This is a genomic window from Geodermatophilus sp. SYSU D01105, from assembly GCF_054050095.1.
This window is the reverse complement of the sequence record NZ_JBJGYR010000011.1, coordinates 102310-117712: the sequence shown is the minus strand read 5'-3', so window position 1 is coordinate 117712 and position 15403 is coordinate 102310. Positions and strand designations below refer to the sequence as shown.

General features: G+C 75.3%; 16 protein-coding genes. 10 read left to right on the top strand and 6 right to left on the bottom strand.

Going from position 1 to position 15403, the window contains the following annotated elements:
* Nucleotides 1-267 precede the first annotated feature (267 nt).
* Both ACI79I_RS12545 and ppgK read right to left on the bottom strand, forming a co-directional pair.
* Nucleotides 268-1638 (bottom strand): RNA polymerase sigma factor, encoded by a 1371-nt coding sequence (locus tag ACI79I_RS12545; RefSeq protein WP_456992669.1) that lies wholly within the window; start codon nt 1636-1638, stop codon nt 268-270.
* A 304-nt stretch (nt 1639-1942) separates the two neighbouring features.
* The gene (ppgK, locus tag ACI79I_RS12540; RefSeq protein WP_456992668.1) at nt 1943-2686 is read right to left on the bottom strand and encodes a polyphosphate--glucose phosphotransferase; all 744 of its coding nucleotides are present in this window, start codon (nt 2684-2686) and stop codon (nt 1943-1945) included.
* 58 nt (nt 2687-2744) lie between these two features.
* Here ppgK and ACI79I_RS12535 point away from each other — a divergent pair, with 58 nt between their 5' ends.
* Nucleotides 2745-3563: an inositol monophosphatase family protein gene (locus ACI79I_RS12535; RefSeq protein ID WP_456992667.1), complete on the top strand. Its 819-nt coding sequence runs from the start codon at nt 2745-2747 to the stop codon at nt 3561-3563.
* A gap of 81 nt (nt 3564-3644) precedes the next feature.
* Here the strand turns inward: ACI79I_RS12535 and ACI79I_RS12530 are convergent, their stop codons facing one another.
* Both ACI79I_RS12530 and ACI79I_RS12525 read right to left on the bottom strand, forming a co-directional pair.
* On the bottom strand, nt 3645-4193 hold the full coding sequence (locus ACI79I_RS12530; RefSeq protein ID WP_456992666.1) for a LytR C-terminal domain-containing protein: 549 nt from the start codon (nt 4191-4193) through the stop codon (nt 3645-3647).
* A gap of 58 nt (nt 4194-4251) precedes the next feature.
* On the bottom strand, nt 4252-5298 hold the full coding sequence (locus ACI79I_RS12525) for a phosphotransferase family protein (RefSeq protein WP_456992665.1): 1047 nt from the start codon (nt 5296-5298) through the stop codon (nt 4252-4254).
* Between the two features lie 316 nt (nt 5299-5614).
* Between ACI79I_RS12525 and ACI79I_RS12520 the strand changes: the two genes are divergently transcribed.
* From ACI79I_RS12520 to ACI79I_RS12490, 7 genes are all read left to right on the top strand, one after another.
* Nucleotides 5615-5917, top strand: coding sequence for a DUF4193 domain-containing protein (locus ACI79I_RS12520; RefSeq protein ID WP_089306675.1), 303 nt, complete (start codon nt 5615-5617; stop codon nt 5915-5917).
* 202 nt (nt 5918-6119) lie between these two features.
* Complete coding sequence (locus ACI79I_RS12515; protein WP_456992664.1) at nt 6120-7022, top strand: hypothetical protein; 903 nt, start codon at nt 6120-6122, stop codon at nt 7020-7022.
* Between the two features lie 36 nt (nt 7023-7058).
* Entirely contained in the window at nt 7059-7589 is a 531-nt protein-coding gene (gene dut, locus ACI79I_RS12510; protein WP_456992663.1) for a dUTP diphosphatase, read from the top strand.
* A 1-nt stretch (nt 7590) separates the two neighbouring features.
* On the top strand, nt 7591-8328 hold the full coding sequence (locus ACI79I_RS12505) for a DUF3710 domain-containing protein (protein ID WP_456992662.1): 738 nt from the start codon (nt 7591-7593) through the stop codon (nt 8326-8328).
* Complete coding sequence (locus ACI79I_RS12500; RefSeq protein WP_456992661.1) at nt 8325-9119, top strand: alpha/beta fold hydrolase; 795 nt, start codon at nt 8325-8327, stop codon at nt 9117-9119. The genes ACI79I_RS12505 and ACI79I_RS12500 overlap by 4 nt, the downstream gene beginning before the upstream one ends.
* Nucleotides 9116-9493 carry an OB-fold nucleic acid binding domain-containing protein gene (locus ACI79I_RS12495; RefSeq protein WP_456992660.1) on the top strand — a complete coding sequence of 126 codons (378 nt, stop codon included), beginning with the start codon at nt 9116-9118 and terminating at the stop codon, nt 9491-9493. Before ACI79I_RS12500 ends, ACI79I_RS12495 begins: the two co-directional genes overlap by 4 nt.
* The gene (locus ACI79I_RS12490) at nt 9490-10350 is read left to right on the top strand and encodes a DUF3159 domain-containing protein (protein WP_456992659.1); all 861 of its coding nucleotides are present in this window, start codon (nt 9490-9492) and stop codon (nt 10348-10350) included. Before ACI79I_RS12495 ends, ACI79I_RS12490 begins: the two co-directional genes overlap by 4 nt.
* A 109-nt stretch (nt 10351-10459) precedes the next feature.
* Here ACI79I_RS12490 and ACI79I_RS12485 read toward each other — a convergent pair whose 3' ends face one another.
* The gene (locus tag ACI79I_RS12485) at nt 10460-11128 is read right to left on the bottom strand and encodes a potassium channel family protein (RefSeq protein ID WP_456992658.1); all 669 of its coding nucleotides are present in this window, start codon (nt 11126-11128) and stop codon (nt 10460-10462) included.
* Nucleotides 11128-11796, bottom strand: a complete 669-nt coding sequence (locus ACI79I_RS12480) for a potassium channel family protein (protein WP_456992657.1) — start codon at nt 11794-11796, stop codon at nt 11128-11130. Before ACI79I_RS12480 ends, ACI79I_RS12485 begins: the two co-directional genes overlap by 1 nt.
* A gap of 151 nt (nt 11797-11947) precedes the next feature.
* Between ACI79I_RS12480 and ACI79I_RS12475 the strand changes: the two genes are divergently transcribed.
* Together ACI79I_RS12475 and ACI79I_RS12470 are read left to right on the top strand one after the other, a co-directional pair.
* Nucleotides 11948-13984 carry an APC family permease gene (locus ACI79I_RS12475; RefSeq protein WP_456992656.1) on the top strand — a complete coding sequence of 679 codons (2037 nt, stop codon included), beginning with the start codon at nt 11948-11950 and terminating at the stop codon, nt 13982-13984.
* A 35-nt stretch (nt 13985-14019) separates the two neighbouring features.
* A complete protein-coding gene (locus ACI79I_RS12470; protein WP_456992655.1) occupies nt 14020-15342 on the top strand; it encodes a class I SAM-dependent RNA methyltransferase in 1323 nt (440 codons plus the stop codon).
* Nucleotides 15343-15403: the final 61 nt, after the last annotated feature.

Here is a 15403-nt window from a genome sequence, read left to right as displayed (position 1 = left end):
TACCCGGACGGTGACGGCGTACACCGCACTGCCGGCTCATCCGGGTGAGATCGTGACCATCCCGAGATGCGGCCGTCACCCCGCCGCCGACGGGGGACACGCCCGGAACGGCGACGGCCCCGACCCGAGGGGGTCGGGGCCGTCCCGGCCAGGCAGCAGCAGGCCCCGTCCCGAGGCTCACCCCGAGCGTGCGAGGGGTGAGGACGGCGGCCCTGCTGCAGGGTCCCGCCGCGAGCCTGCGAGCGGTGGGGGCAGCGGGGTCCTTGCTCAGTCCAGGTAGTCGCGCAGCACCTGGGAGCGGCTGGGGTGGCGCAGCTTCGACATCGTCTTCGACTCGATCTGCCGGATCCGCTCACGGGTGACGCCGTAGACCTGGCCGATCTCGTCCAGCGTGCGCGGCTGGCCGTCGGTGAGCCCGAAGCGCAGCCGGACGACGCCGGCCTCCCGCTCGGAGAGGGTCTGCAGCACGCTGGTCAGCTGGTCCTGCATCAGCGTGAAGCTGACCGCGTCGACGGCGACCACGGCCTCGGAGTCCTCGATGAAGTCACCGAGCTGGCTGTCGCCCTCGTCACCGATGGTCTGGTCGAGGCTGATCGGCTCCCGGGCGTACTGCTGGATCTCCAGCACCTTGTCCGGGGTGATGTCCATCTCCTTGGCCAGCTCCTCCGGGGTGGGCTCGCGGCCCAGGTCCTGGAGCAGCTCGCGCTGGATGCGGCCGAGCTTGTTGATGACCTCGACCATGTGCACCGGGATGCGGATGGTGCGGGCCTGGTCGGCCATGGCGCGGGTGATCGCCTGCCGGATCCACCAGGTGGCGTAGGTGGAGAACTTGTAGCCCTTGGTGTAGTCGAACTTCTCGACGGCGCGGATCAGGCCGAGGTTGCCCTCCTGGATGAGGTCCAGGAACGCCATGCCGCGGCCGGTGTAGCGCTTGGCGAGGGAGACCACCAGGCGGAGGTTGGCCTCCAGCAGGTGGTTCTTGGCCCGCTCGCCGTCGCGGACGATCCAGTTGAGGTCGCGGCGCATCTGCGGGGAGAGCTTCTGGCCCTCCTCCTCGGCCTGGCGCAGCCGCTCCGCGGCGTAGAGGCCGGCCTCGATCCGCTTGGCGAGGTCGACCTCCTCCTCGGCGTTGAGCAGCGCGACCTTGCCGATCTGCTTGAGGTAGGCGCGGACCGAGTCGGCCGAGGCGGTCAGCTCGGCGTCCTTGCGCGCCTGGCGGAGCGCCTCGGACTCCTCCTCGTCGTCCCACTCGAAGTCGGCGCCCTCGGCGGCGACCTCCTCGGCGGCCGGCTCGGCGTCGGCCACGCCGTCGGGGCCGGCGACCACGGTCTCGTCGATCTTGAGACCCTCGCCGCCGTCGACCACCGCGACCGCGGAGCCGTCGGTGGCGACGGCGGTCAGCACAGCGCCCTCACCGGTGCCCGGCGACGGCGTGATGCTCGGCTTGCGGGAGCCCTTGGCGGCGGTGGTCTTCGCCGGTGCCTTCTTGCGGGCCGGGGCCTTGGCCGGGGCGGCCGTGGCGTCGCCCGCGGATACCGGAGCGCTGGTCCGGGTGGCCCGGGGGGCGGCGGCGACCGTCCTGGAGCGACTCGAGGTGCTCGCTGCGGCTGCTTCCGGTGCTGGCTGGTCGGCGGGCACTCAGGTTCCTTCCCGTGCTGGGTGCGTTCCCCGGGGGGCCGTCTGGCCCCCGGGCAGCGGCCTCGGCCGGCGTCCGGAGCGGAAGAGGTCCCGCCGAACCGACCGGCGTTTGGCCGGTGCGTGAGCGGGGGATGGCTCTCGGCTGGGGAGCGACGGGGCGGGGCTCTCCCATTGTAACGACGGACCTCGCCGAAACCACCGTTGCGGACCCGTCGTGCTCGCCCGCAGGGGGTGAGGTGCCCGGTCCAGGAGCGTTCTCACCCTCCGTGGTGACGGCGGAGCCGCGGGGCAGCGGGTGCCGCGGTCACTGCCCGATGCGCTCGTGCGCGGCGAGCGCCGCACCGACGATGCCGGCGTCGTTGAGCAGTTGCGCCGGGACGACGGGGGTGCGGGTGGACAGCAGCGGCACCCACTTGTGCGCCTTCTTGCTGACCCCGCCGCCCACGATGATCAGGTCCGGCCACACGCCGGCCTCGAGGACGTCGAGGTAGCGGTCCACCCGCTTGGCCCAGTGGGGGTAGCTGAGGTCCTCGCGCTCGCGGGCCGCCGCGGACGCCCGCCGCTCGCCGTCCTCACCGTCGACCTGGATGTGGCCGAACTCGGTGTTGGGCACCAGGACGCCGTCGGTGAACAGGGCGCTGCCGATGCCGGTGCCGAAGGTGAGCATCAGCACGACGCCCTTCTTGTCCCGGCCGGCGCCGTAGCGCATCTCGGCCAGCCCCGCGGCGTCGGCGTCGTTGAGCGTCTGGACGCCGTCGGGCACGACCGCGGCCAGCCCCGCGGCGACGTCGGTGCCCAGCCACGTCTTGTCCACGTTCGCCGCGGTGTGGGCGACCCCGTGCTTGAGGACGCCGGGGAAGGTGACCCCGATCCGCTCCTGCCACTCGAAGTGCCGCACGATCCGCGCCACCACGTCGTAGACCGGCTGCGGCAGGGCCGGTTGTGGCGTCTCGATGCGCAACCGCTCGCCCTGGAGCTCGCCCGTGTCGAGGTCGACCACGCACCCCTTGATCCCGCTGCCACCGATGTCCACCCCGAAGCCCAGCACGCGGTCAATCTAGTGACCGGCGACGCAGGTGGCAGACCCCCTCGGGCAGGATCGGCCCGTGACCCCCGACGCGGACCCCGCGACCCTGCTGGACCTCGCCGTCGCCACCGCGCGGGCGGCCGCCGACCTGGTGGCCCGCGGGCGCGGTTCGGCGGCCGAGCAGGTCGACGTCAAGTCCAGCCCGACCGACGTCGTCACCGCCGTCGACAAGCAGTGCGAGGAGCTCATCACCGGGCGGCTGCTCGGCGCGCGGCCGGACGACGGCGTGCTGGGCGAGGAGGGCGCGTCCCGGGAGGGGCGCAGCGGGGTGCGCTGGGTGGTCGACCCCATCGACGGCACGGTCAACTTCCTCTACGGCCTGCCCGCGTACGCGGTCTCGATCGCAGCCGAGGTGGACGGCGCCGGCGTGGTCGCGGGCGTGGTCCTCAACGCGGCCACGGGCGAGACGTTCACCGCCACCGCCGGGGGAGGGGCCTTCGTCAGCTCCCCGGCGCACCCGGAGCCGGTGCGGCTGCGCGGCAGCCGGCCGGCGTCACTCGGGCAGACACTGGTCGCCACCGGGTTCGGGTACCGCGAGGAGCAGCGGCGGGCGCAGGGCACGGTCGTCGCCCGGTTGCTCCCCGAGATCCGCGACATCCGGCGCTTCGGGTGCGCCTCGCTGGACCTGTGCGCCGCCGCCGCGGGCCGCGTCGACGCGTACTACGAGGAGGGGCTCAACCCCTGGGACCACGCCGCGGGTGCCCTCGTCGCCGCCGAGGCGGGGCTGGTGGTCACCGGGCTGCCGGGGCGCCCGTTCGCCGACCCGCTGGGGATCGTGGCGGCCCCCTCCGTCGCCGAGGAGTTCGTCGCGCTCCTGGACCGGCTGCACGCCCGCTGAGGAAGGACCCCTGCCCCCGCGGCCCCGTCCCGGGCCCCGCCCTGAGCTCGCGAAGGGTGGGGCCCGGGACGGGGTCCTCCCTCAGCAGGCGGCTGCGGCGCTGGAGACGGTGCTCAGGGCGGCGGCCACCTCTTCGGGGCCGGCCAGGCTGTCCGGGAAGACGAACTCCGGGCCGATGACCAGGTCGACCTGGGCGGTGGCCCGGGTGTCGAGGAAGTCACCGGCGCCCTGGAGGAACAGCCCGAGGTAGGCGGCGGCGTCGTTGCCCCGCGGGCCGTGCCGGATCTCGCCCACCCCGGTGACCTCGCGGTCGGTGGGGTCGTTGGCGACCTCGTCGACCACGAAACCGCGGCCCTGCAGCTCGGCGGCGACCTGCTGGGCCAGCCCCGCGGTGTCGGTGGCGTTGAAGACCCGCACCGAGAGCGTGCTCGGGTCCAGTGACGGCGGGGCGGCCGCCGCGGTGGTGCACGCCGCCGCCTGGGCGGCGTCGCGGTCCTGCTCGTCCTGGAGGACGTTCCACCACACGGCGAGCGCGGCCAGGGCGAGCACCAGCAGGAAGATCAGCGGGGGGATGGGCCGACGGCCGCTGCGGGGGCGCACCGCGGGACGGTCGGTCGGCGGCGCGCTCACGGGCTGTCTCCCCCTCGCTTGCTGGTGGTCGGCGGGAGTCTAGGGCCGGACGGCGGCGCTAGATCGCACCGTCGTCCAGAGCGGCGCGTCCCCGCTCCACGCAGGGATCGATGCGCTCTGCGTAGCCGGAAGTGTCCTTGCCGGCCATCGCTCCCGCCTTGGAGCGGGCGACGATGCCGGCGACGATCGCGGCGAACTTGAAGTAGGCGAACCCGACGTACCAGTTGAGGTCGGCGAGGTCCAGGCCGGTGCGGCCGGCGTAGCGCTCGGCGACGTCCCTGCGCGTGGGGAAGCCCGGCAGCGCCGTCACGCTGCTCTGGCCCGCGACGCTCTCCTCGCCGGGCTGGGGCCAGTAGACGAACAGCATCCCCAGGTCGGCGAGCGGGTCCCCGAGGGTGGACATCTCCCAGTCGAGCACCGCCCGGATCCGGCCAGGCGTGTCCGGGTCGAGCAGGCAGTTGTCCAGCCGGTAGTCGCCGTGGACGACGGCGTCCCGCTGGGTGGTCGGCACCGTCTCGGCCAGCCGGGCGGCCAGCGCGTCCAGGCCCGGGCGGTCGCGGTCGCGGGTGGCGTCCCACTGCTTGGTCCAGCGGCGGACCTGCCGGGCCATGAAGCCCTCGGGCCGGCCGAAGTCGCCCAGGCCCACGGCCTGGTGGTCCACCGAGTGCAGGTCGGCGAGGACGTCGACCAGGCCCTCGCCGATCCGTCGGCGCTGGGCGGGCTCGTCGGCGTAGCCGGGCGGGATCGTGTCCACGACGTGCAGCCCCACCACGCGCTCCATCACGTAGAAGGGCGCGCCCAGGACCTCGGGGTCGGTGCACAGGTGGAGGGTCCGGGGGACCGGGACGGGTGTCGGTCCCAGGGCGCTGACCACCTTGTGCTCGCGCTCCATGTCGTGCGCGGTGGCCAGCACGGCCCCGGTCGGCGGCCGGCGGAGGATCACCTCGTCACCGGGTGCCCCGCCGTCGGGCGTCACGACGTACGTGAGGTTGGACATGCCCGCGGCGATGAGGTCGATGCGCACCTGGCGCCAGCGCTCGTCGCCGAAGACCGAGGCCAGGTAGGGCCCCACCACGGACGGATCGGCACCCACGGGAGTCGACACGGCCGCAGGGTAACCTCTGGCGCTCCGCATCCCGTTCGACCCGATCCCGTGCCGATGTGTTCGACCCGTCGCACCGGGCACAAACGGGGACCGCGCGACGTTGGGGGGTCCGCCGGTCAGTCCCGAGCCGGAGTCCCCGTCGCCGGGGGCCGACCGGCGCGGACCGCAGCACCCGGTCGGTGCCCGCTCCCGCGGGTGCCGGCCACCCGACCACCGGTCGCCCCCGGCGACCGGCCAGGACGGCGGCGTTCCGGCGCCGTCGTCAGACGATGCGGGCGCCGACGCCCGAGAGAACCCCGGAGGAGGGGCACACCCCATGGCCACCGACTACGACGCCCCGCGTCGCAACGAGGCCGACGAGCTCGGCGAGGACTCGCTCGAGGAGCTCAAGGCCCGGCGAGCCGAGGCGCAGTCCTCGTCGGTCGACGTCGACGAGACCGACTTCAACGAGAACCTCGAGCTCCCCGGCGCGGACCTGTCCAACGAGGAGCTCACCGTCCGCGTCCTCCCCAAGCAGGAGGACGAGTTCACCTGCTCCCGCTGCTTCCTGGTGCAGCACCGCAGCCGGCTGGCCGCCACCAAGGGCGACCAGCTGTACTGCCGCGACTGCGCCGCCTGAGGAAGACCCCAGGAGGACCCCGTCCTCCCGCCGGAGGAGGCGCCCGTCCCCCTCACGGCCCGCGCGCCCGCGGTGAGCCGTGGGACGGGGCCGCGGCGGACCGGGGACGGGGCCGCCGGGACCCTGCGAGGGGCGGCTCGTCCCCTGACCGCCGCTCGCAGGCGCAGGACGGGCCAGGAGGCGCTCGATCGAGGAGGAGCCGATGACCGAGGACCGCGATCGCACCGCCGCGGTGCGGGACGTCCCGCCGCCGCGCCCGGTGGGGGCGGGCGCGGCCGACACCCCGGCCGAGGAGGGCCCGCTGGCCCGGGCCGGCCGGCTGGTCGCCGACGCGGTCTCCGGCCTGATCGGCGGCTCGGCCGGCGCCGCCACGGAGGACGGGCGCCGGCCGGCCGCCACGATGCTGCGGGAGGTCGTGTCCGCGGTCGCCGCGGCGGCCGGGGCGCGGCTCGGGGCCGGCGCCGACCGGGCTCGCGACCGCGCCGGCGCCGCCGCGGCTGCGGATGCCGACCCCGACCGGGCACCCGGTGCGGTCCTGGGCGACCTGCTCGCGGCCGCGGCCCCGCGGCTGCCCATCCGGGACCGTGCCCGGCTGCGGGCGGCCCACCCCGGGGCGACGGACGACGAGATCGCCGACGCCCTCATCGCCCGCGCCGCCCGGCTGACCGCGGGCATCGGCGCCGCCACTGGAGGTGTCACCGCCGCGTCCTGGTTCGCACCCGCGTCCCTGCTGGCGCTGCCGCTGGAGCTGGGCGCCGAGACGGTGCTCACGGCCGCCGTGGAGGTCGTGCTGATCGGCGAGCTGCACGAGCTGTACGGGCGGCCCGCTCCGGGCGACGCCCGCGCCCGCGCGGGCGCCTACCTGTCGAGCTGGTCGGCGCAGCGCGCCGTCGACGACTCGGCCGCGGTGCCGGCCCTCGGCGTCCTGCTGACCGGTGCCACCCTGCGGACCCTGCGCCGCCGCATGACCCGCCGGCTCGCCCGCACCGTCCCGGCAGCCGCTCCCTTCCTGGTCGGGGCGGCCCTGGGCGGGCGGGGCAACCGCAAGCTCACCGAGGCCCTGGCCCGCCGGGTGCTCGCCGACCTCCGGGCGGCCCGACCCTGACGCGGCCGGGCCAGGCGCGCGGCTAGGGTCGCCGACGTGCCCGACCCCGTCCTGCCCCGCCCTCCCGCGCCGGGACCACCCGAGCCCGAGGGCACCGTCCCGGACGTCGAGGTGCCGGTGCGGCTGACCTCCCCGGCGGACGTCGTCCCCGCCTACGCGCTGCCCGGTGACGCCGGTGCCGACCTCTCCGTCGCCGAGGACGTCGAGCTCGCCCCGCTGCAGCGCGCCCTCGTGGGCACCGGGGTGGCCGTCGCCATCCCGGAGGGCTACGCCGGGTTCGTGCACCCGCGGTCGGGCCTGGCCCACCGGCTGGGGCTGAGCCTGGTCAACGCACCGGGCACGATCGACGCGGGCTACCGCGGCGAGATCAAGGTCAACCTGGTCAACCTCGACCCCACCACGCCGCTCACCCTCCGCCGGGGTGACCGGGTCGCCCAGCTGGTGGTGCAGCCGGTGGTACGGGCCCGGTTCGTCCCCGTCGACCGGTTGCCGGACAGCTCGCGCGGCACCGGCGGGCACGGCTCCACCGGCGGGCACGCGAGCGCAGAGTCGAAGGGGCGCAGCTGAGATGCCGTTCGGACGCCGTCGCAACCGGATCGACCGCAGCCTCCGCGAGCGGGGGGTGCCCCCGGAGCCGCAGCACCGGCCGCGCGAGGTCGAGGAGACCACCGGCCCGTGGGACGACGCCGACGCGCCCGACGACGGCCTCGCCCGCATCGACCTGGGCTCGCTGCGCCTGCCCGCCATCCCGGGGACGGAGCTGCGGGTCGACGTCAACCCGCAGCAGAAGGTGGTGGGCGCGACCCTGCGGATGGGGGAGTCCCTGCTGCAGGTGTCGGCGTTCGCGGCGCCGCGCGCGGCCGGCATCTGGGACGAGGTCCGGGCCGACCTGGCCCGCAGCGCCTCCGGGCAGGGCGGGCGACTGCGGGAGGTGGAGGGGCCGTTCGGGCTCGAGCTGGTCGGCACGGTGCTCGCCGCCGCGCCGGCGCAGCCGGGACAGCCCGCTCCCAAGCCGGTGCGCCGCGCGGCGCGGTTCCTCGGCGTCGACGGTCCACGGTGGTTCCTGCGCGGCATGATGAGCGGGCCGGCCGCCGAGAGCCCCGAGGCGGCCGCCCCGCTCGAGGAGGCGTTCCGGCAGATCGTCGTCGTCCGGGGCAACGAGCCGATGCCGGTCCGCGAGCAGCTGCCGCTCACCCTGCCCCCGCAGGCGGCGGCACAGGTCGCCGCGCAGCAGGCGGCCCGGCGGCAGGCCCCCGGGGGCACGCCGCCGAAGACGGCCGGCCCGCCGTCGGCCCCCGGCGCGTGAGCACCACCACCGCCGCCTACGGGCCGCACCCCGACCAGTTCCTCGAGCTGACCGTGCCGGAGGGCCCCGTCCCCGTGCCGGTGGTCGTGGTGCTGCACGGCGGGTTCTGGCGGGCCGCGTACGGGGTCGAGCTGGCCCGCCCGCTGGCCGACGACCTGGCCCGCGCCGGCTTCGCGGCCGTCGCCGTCGAGTACCGACGCGTGGGTGCCGGCGGCGGCTGGCCGGCGACCCTGGAGGACGTCGCCGCGGCCGTCGACCTGCTGCCCGACCTGGACGACGCCGGCCGGCTCGACCTGACCGACGTTGCCGTCGTCGGCCACTCGGCCGGCGGGCACCTGGCCGCGTGGGTCGCCGGCCGCGGCCGGCTGCCCACGGGGGCACCCGGCGCACGGCCGCGGGTGCGGGTGAGCGCTGCCGTGCTGCAGGCCGGGGTGCTCGACCTCGAGCGCGCCGCCGTGCAGCGGCTGGGGGACGGGGCGGTCCAGGCGCTGCTCGGCGCCGAGCCCCAGGACGACCCGGAGCGGTACGCCGCCGCTGATCCGGTGCGGCTGGTCCCGGCCGGCGCCGACCTGCTGTGCGTGCACGGCACCGCGGACGACGTCGTCCCGCCGGAGCAGAGCGAGCGGTACGCGCGGGCCGCGGAGGCGGCGGGGGAGCGGGTCGACGTGCGCCTCGTGGACGGCGACCACATGGTGCTCATCGACCCCGCGGGAGCGCCGTGGGCCCTGGTCCGCGACTGGCTGCGGGAGCGCGCCACCGCCCGGCGGTCCCGATCTACGCTTCAACCGTGACAGAGACACGTTCGGGCGGTTGGCTCGCGCGGACCTTCCAGCGGCTGACCGCGGACGACCACACCATCGACGCCGAGCGGCTGCGTGCCGGGTCGGCCATGTCCGGCTGCGAGCCGGTGAGCGCCTGTCGCAAGGGCGAGGTCGTCACCGTCACCGGGCGGCTCAAGTCGGTGGTCTACACCCCGCGGGAGACCGTCCCCACCCTCGAGGCCGAGCTGTTCGACGGCTCGGGCTCGGTCACGCTCGTCTGGCTGGGCCGGCGCCGGATCCCCGGCATCGAGCCGGGCCGCACCCTCAGCGCCCACGGCCGGTTCGCCTCCTTCGACGGCCGGCAGGTCATCTACAACCCCCGGTACGAGCTGAGCGCCGGGTGACGGCTGCGCCCGAGGGGGACGGGCGGCCCGGTCCCGGCGGCTCCGAGCCGGCCGACGGCGGGACGGCGCCCGGCCCCGTGGTCTTCGACCGGCACCTCGTCCTGGACCAGCTCGGCGGCTGGCGGGGCATGCTCGACGCGTCCCTGCCCACGGTGGCGTTCATCGTGGGCAACTCCCTCGGCGGGCTGCGGGCCGGGATCTGGTCCGCCATCGGCGCCGCCGTCCTGGTGTTCGGCCTCCGGCTGGTGCGCCGGGAGAGCGTGCAGCAGGCGTTCAGCGGGCTGTTCGGGGTCGCGATCGCCGTCGCCATCGCCGCCGCCTCCGGCCAGGCCCGGGACTTCTTCGTGCCGGGGCTGATCCGCAACGCCGCGCTGGGCGTCGTGCTGATCGGGTCGATCCTGGTGCGCTGGCCCCTGGTCGGGGTGATCGCCGAGTTCCTGGCACCGAGCCACCTGGGCGCGATGGCGTCGCACTCCCTGCCGGGGCTGCGGCGGCGGATCGGCCAGGTGAACGCCACGCTGCACCACCGACCCCAGCCCGACCCGGCCACCGGGCAGCGGCCGCCCGAACCCCGCCCCGAGCGGCACTGGCGCGACGACCCGCGGATGTACCGGGCCTACGCCTGGCTGACGGTCCTGTGGGGCGTCACGTTCCTGGTGCGGGTCCTCGTGCAGTGGGTGCTCTACCGCGCCGACGAGGTCGAGCTGCTCGGCACCGCGTCACTCCTGCTCGGCCTGCCGGTCACCGCCGTGGAGGTGCTGGTGACCCTGTGGGTCGTGGCGCGGCTGCACCGGCACCGCGCCGAACCGGCCGGCCCGGAACAGGAGCCCGGCGGGGAACAGCGCCCCGCCGCCTGACGACAGCCCCGGGAGCATCGCAGCGAGCGCCGGCGAGCGAGGAGCGGACCGGGGCGCGGAGTCAGGCCATGGACGTCGCCTGACGACAGCACCGGGACGGGGTCCCCTCTCAGGCGATCGGCGCGGGGGAGAGCACCTGCTGCAGCTGCTCCTCGACGTCGGCGTGCGTGACGAACAGCAGCTCGTCGCCGACCTCGAGCGGCTCGTCGGGGCTGGGGGTGATGACCCGCTCGCCGCGCAGGATCGCGGTGAGCACCGTCTCCCGCGGCAGCGGCACCTCGCGCAGCGGCTTGCCGGCCCACGGGGTGTCCTCGGCGAGGGTGATCTCCACGAGGTTGGCCGCGCCCTTCCGGAAGCTCATCAGCCGGACGACGTCGCCGACGGTGACCGCCTCCTCGACGAGCGCGGCGAGCACGCGGGGCGTGGAGACGGCGACGTCGACGCCCCAGGCCTCGGTGTAGAGCCACTCGTTGCGGGGGTCCTTGACCCGGGCGACGACGCGGTTGACCGCGAACTCGGTCTTGGCCAGCAGCGAGACGACCAGGTTGGCCTTGTCGTCACCGGTGGCCGCGACCACGACGTCGCAGGTCGCCAGCTGCGCCTCCTCCAGCGAGGAGACCTCGCAGGCGTCGGCCTGGACCCACTCGGCTCCGGGCACCGCCCGCGTGCGCACCTTGCGGCCGTCCTTCTCGATGAGCATCACGGTGTGCCCGTTGGACAGGAGCTCACCGGCGATGGAGCGGCCGACCGCGCCCGCGCCCACGATGGCAACGCGCATCAGTGTTCCCCTCTCTCGGGGCCGCGCTCGACCACCTCGTGCACCCGCTCGGTGATCGCGTCGGTCGAGGCGACCACCAGTTGGTCGCCGTCCTGCAGGACCGTGGCGGGCGTCGGCAGCTGCGCCTCGCCGTAGCGGACCAGCCAGGCGGCGCGGGCGCCGGAGGCGGCCTCCAGCTCGGCCAGCCGGCGGCCCACCCAGCCCTCGGTGACGGTCACCCGCATGAGCAGCACCTGGCCGGTGGGCTCCCGCCACAGCTCGCTGACCTTGACCGACAGCAGCTCGCGGAGCAGCCGGTTCACCGTCCACGGGACGGTGGCCACGCTCGGGATGCCCATCCGCTCGTAGACCTCGGCGCGCTTGGAGTCGTAGATCCGCGCGACCACGTGCTGGACACCGAACGTCTCCCGCGCCACGCGGGCGCTGATGATGTTGGAGTTGTCCCCGCTGCTGACCGCGGCGAAGGCCCCGGCGGAGTCGATGCCGGCGTCCAGCAGCGTCTGCCGGTCGAAGCCGAGGCCGGTCACCTGGCGGCCGGTGAACTCGGGACCGAGCCGGCGGAAGGCCTCCGGGTCCTGGTCGATGACGGCCACGCTGTGGCCGATCTCCTCCAGCCGGCGGGCGATCGCCGACCCGACGCGGCCGCAGCCCATCACGACCACGTGCACTGGGTTCTCCCCGCTCGTGCGCCGGCGCCGTCCGCCCGCGCTGTCGGGCGCGAAGCTACACCCGGCCAGGGGGGACGCCGCCGTCCGCAGCGCCGCACGTCACCCTCGCGGCGGGGGCGCGGGAGCCCCTCCCGTCCGTACCATCGCCGCCGTGCCAACCCTGTCCGACCTCGGACACCTCCCGAAACGGCTGCTCCTCGGCCGTGCCGTCCGCAGTGACCGCGCCGGGGAGTCCCTGCTGCCGAAGCGGCTCGCCCTCCCCATCTTCGCCAGCGACCCACTCTCCTCGGTGGCCTACGCCACACAGGAGATCCTCATCGTCCTGACGCTGGCCGGCACCGCGTTCCTGTACCTCGCGCCGTGGCTGGCGATCGCCGTCGTCCTGCTGCTGGGGACCGTGGTGCTCTCCTACCGGCAGGTGGTCCGGGCCTACCCCTCCGGCGGCGGGGACTACGAGGTCGCGTTCAAGAACCACGGGCAGTTCGCCGGGCTCACCGTGGCCAGCGCCCTGCTCGTCGACTACGTGCTCACCGTCGCGGTGTCGGTCGCCTCCGGCACCGACAACATCATCTCGGCGTTCCCCACGCTCAACGAGCACCGCGTGACGATCGCCGTCGGGCTGGTGGCGCTGCTGGCCGCGGCGAACCTGCGCGGGCTGCGGGAGTCGGGCCGCACCTTCGCCGTCCCGACCTACCTGTTCATCACGGGGATCCTCGTGATGGTCGGGACCGGGCTGGTCCGCGACCTGTTCACCGCCTCCCCGGTGGTCGCCGAGACGGCGGCCTACACGGTCACCCCCGAGCCCGGGTACGAGAACCTGGCCGGGCTGGCGCTGCTGTTCTTCGCGCTGCGCGCGTTCGCCTCCGGCTGCACCGCGCTCACCGGCGTGGAGGCGATCGCCAACGGCGTGCCGGCGTTCAAGCCGCCGAAGAGCCGCAACGCCGCGACCACGCTGGCGCTCATGGGCGGGATCGCCGCGACCATGTTCGCCGGCGTCACCGCGCTGGCGCTGGCCGCCGACGTCAAGTACGTCGAGCACCCCTGCGACCTCGTGGGCTTCGCCGACTGCGAGACCGAGCCGCAGCGGACGGTCATCGCCCAGGTGGCCGCGGCGACGTTCGGCGGCGACACGTCGGTGGGCTTCTTCTACATCCAGGCAGCCACCGCGCTGGTGCTGATCCTGGCCGCCAACACCGCGTTCAACGGCTTCCCGCTGCTGGGGTCGGTGCTGGCGCAGGACCGGTTCATGCCGCGGCAGCTGCACACCCGCGGCGACAAGCTCGTCTACAGCAACGGCATCCTGCTGCTGGCCGGCTTCGCCGCGCTGCTGATGGTCGCGTTCGACGCCGACGTCAACCGGCTGATCCAGATGTACATCGTCGGTGTCTTCACCAGCTTCTCCATCGGCCAGTGGGGGATGGTGCGCCACTGGAACAAGGAGCTGCGCACCGAGACCGACGCCCTGGCCCGCCGCCGGATCCGCCGGTCGCAGGCGATCAACGCCGTGGGCGGGTCGCTGACCAGCGTCGTCCTGGTGATCATCGTCATCACCAAGTTCACCCGCGGCGCGTGGCTGGTCATCCTGGTGATGCCGCTGCTGTTCCTGCTCATGAAGGCGATCAACCGGCACTACTCGCACGTCGCCGAGCAGTTGGTGCCCGACCCCGAGTCCCGGATGCTGCCCAGCAAGGTGCACGCCATCGTGCTGGTCTCCAAGGTGCACAAGCCGACGCTGCGGGCGCTGGCCTTCGCGCGGGCCACGCGCCCCGACGCGCTGACCGCCCTCACGGTCAACGTCGACGACGCCGAGACCCGGGCGCTGCAGTCGCAGTGGGAGAAGTACGACATCCCCGTGCCGCTGACCGTGCTGGAGTCGCCGTACCGGGAGATCACCCGGCCGGTCCTCGACTTCGTCAGGGGCATCCGTCGGGACAGCCCCCGTGAGCTGGTGGTCGTCTTCGTCCCCCAGTACGTCGTGGGGCACTGGTGGGAGAACGTGCTGCACAACCAGAGTGCGCTGCGGCTGCGGGCGCGGTTGCAGTTCATGCCCGGCGTCATGATCACCACGGTGCCGTGGCAGCTGGAGAGCTCGGTCGGCCGGGACGACGACGGCCGCGGCAACGGGCCGGCACCCGGTGACCTGCGGCGGGGGCTGACCGAGCAGACCGAGGCGACCCCCTATGGCTGAGCACCCCCGGTCGACGAGGCCCGCAGGAGGCTGTTGTGGCTGAGCGGCGGCGTCGTCCCGGGCGGCGTCCGCCCCGCCCGGCCCGCCCGGACCGCGGCGGTGGCTGGACCGGCTCGGAGTTCGAGGTCACCGTCGGCCGGGTGGCCCACGGCGGGCACTGCGTGGCCCGGCACGAGGGCCGGGTGGTGTTCGTGCGGCACGCCCTGCCGGGGGAGCGGGTCGTCGTCCGGGTGACCGAGGACCGCCAGCCCGGCTTCTGCCGGGCCGACGCGGTCCGGGTCCTCGAGGCCTCGCCCGAGCGGGTCGAGCGGCCCTGCCCTTACAGCGGGCCGGGGCGGTGCGGCGGTTGCGACTGGCAGCACGTCACGCCGGCCGAGCAGCGGCGGCTCAAGGCGGCGGTGGTCCGGGAGCAGCTGAGCCGCCTGGCCGGTCTGCCGGACGTCGAGGTCGTCGTCGAGGAGCTGCCGGGCGGCCCGCTGCGCTGGCGGTCGCGGGCGCGGTTCGCCGTCGACCGGACCGGCGCGCCCGGCCTGCGCAGGCACCGCTCGCACGACCTGGTGCTGCTGGAGGACTGCCCGATCACCGTCGAGGCGGCCGCGCGCGCGGTGCTGGGCCGCCGCTGGCCCGGCGCCGGGGCCGTGGACGTCGCCGTCGACACGACCGGGACGATCACGACGACCCGGCTCGACCGGCAGGGCCGGGCGCAGTCCACCCGGGTGTCCCGCGCCGGTGAGGACGCGGGTGACGAGGGCGACGGCGCCGAGCCGGCCGGCCGCGCCGCGCGTACCGCGGCGGGGCGGGACTGGGAGGTCGAGGGCACCGGCTTCTGGCAGGTGCACCCGGCCGCGGCCGACGCCCTCGTCGGCGCGGTCGAGGAGTTCGCGGCCGTCCGGCCGGGGGAGACGGTGCTGGACCTCTACGCCGGCGCCGGCCTGTTCGGTGGCGCGCTGGCGCCCGCGGTCGGCTCGGGCGGCCGGGTGGTGTGCGTCGAGGCCGACCCCGGAGCCTGTGCCGCGGCCGACGCCAACCTGGCCGACCTGCCGCAGGCGGAGGTGTGGCAGGGCGAGGTGGACGCCGAGGGGCTGGCCGACCTGCTCGACGAGCTCGGCGCCCCGCCGGACGTCGTCGTGCTCGACCCGCCCCGGGCCGGCGCGGGTCAGGCGGTGAGCCGCGTGCTGGCAGGGGCGGGCCCGCGCGCCGTCGTCTACGTCGCCTGCGACCCGGCGTCCCTGGCCCGCGACGTCGCGGCGTTCGCCGCCGCCGGCTACCGGCTCGCGGCGATCCGCGGGTTCGACGCCTTCCCCATGACGCACCACGTGGAGTGCGTCGCGCTGCTGGTCAGCGACGCCGAGTCGTGAGTGGTGCCGGTGACCGCACCGCGCGGCGTCTCGTGCGGACCGGGGTCCGGGACCCGCGGTG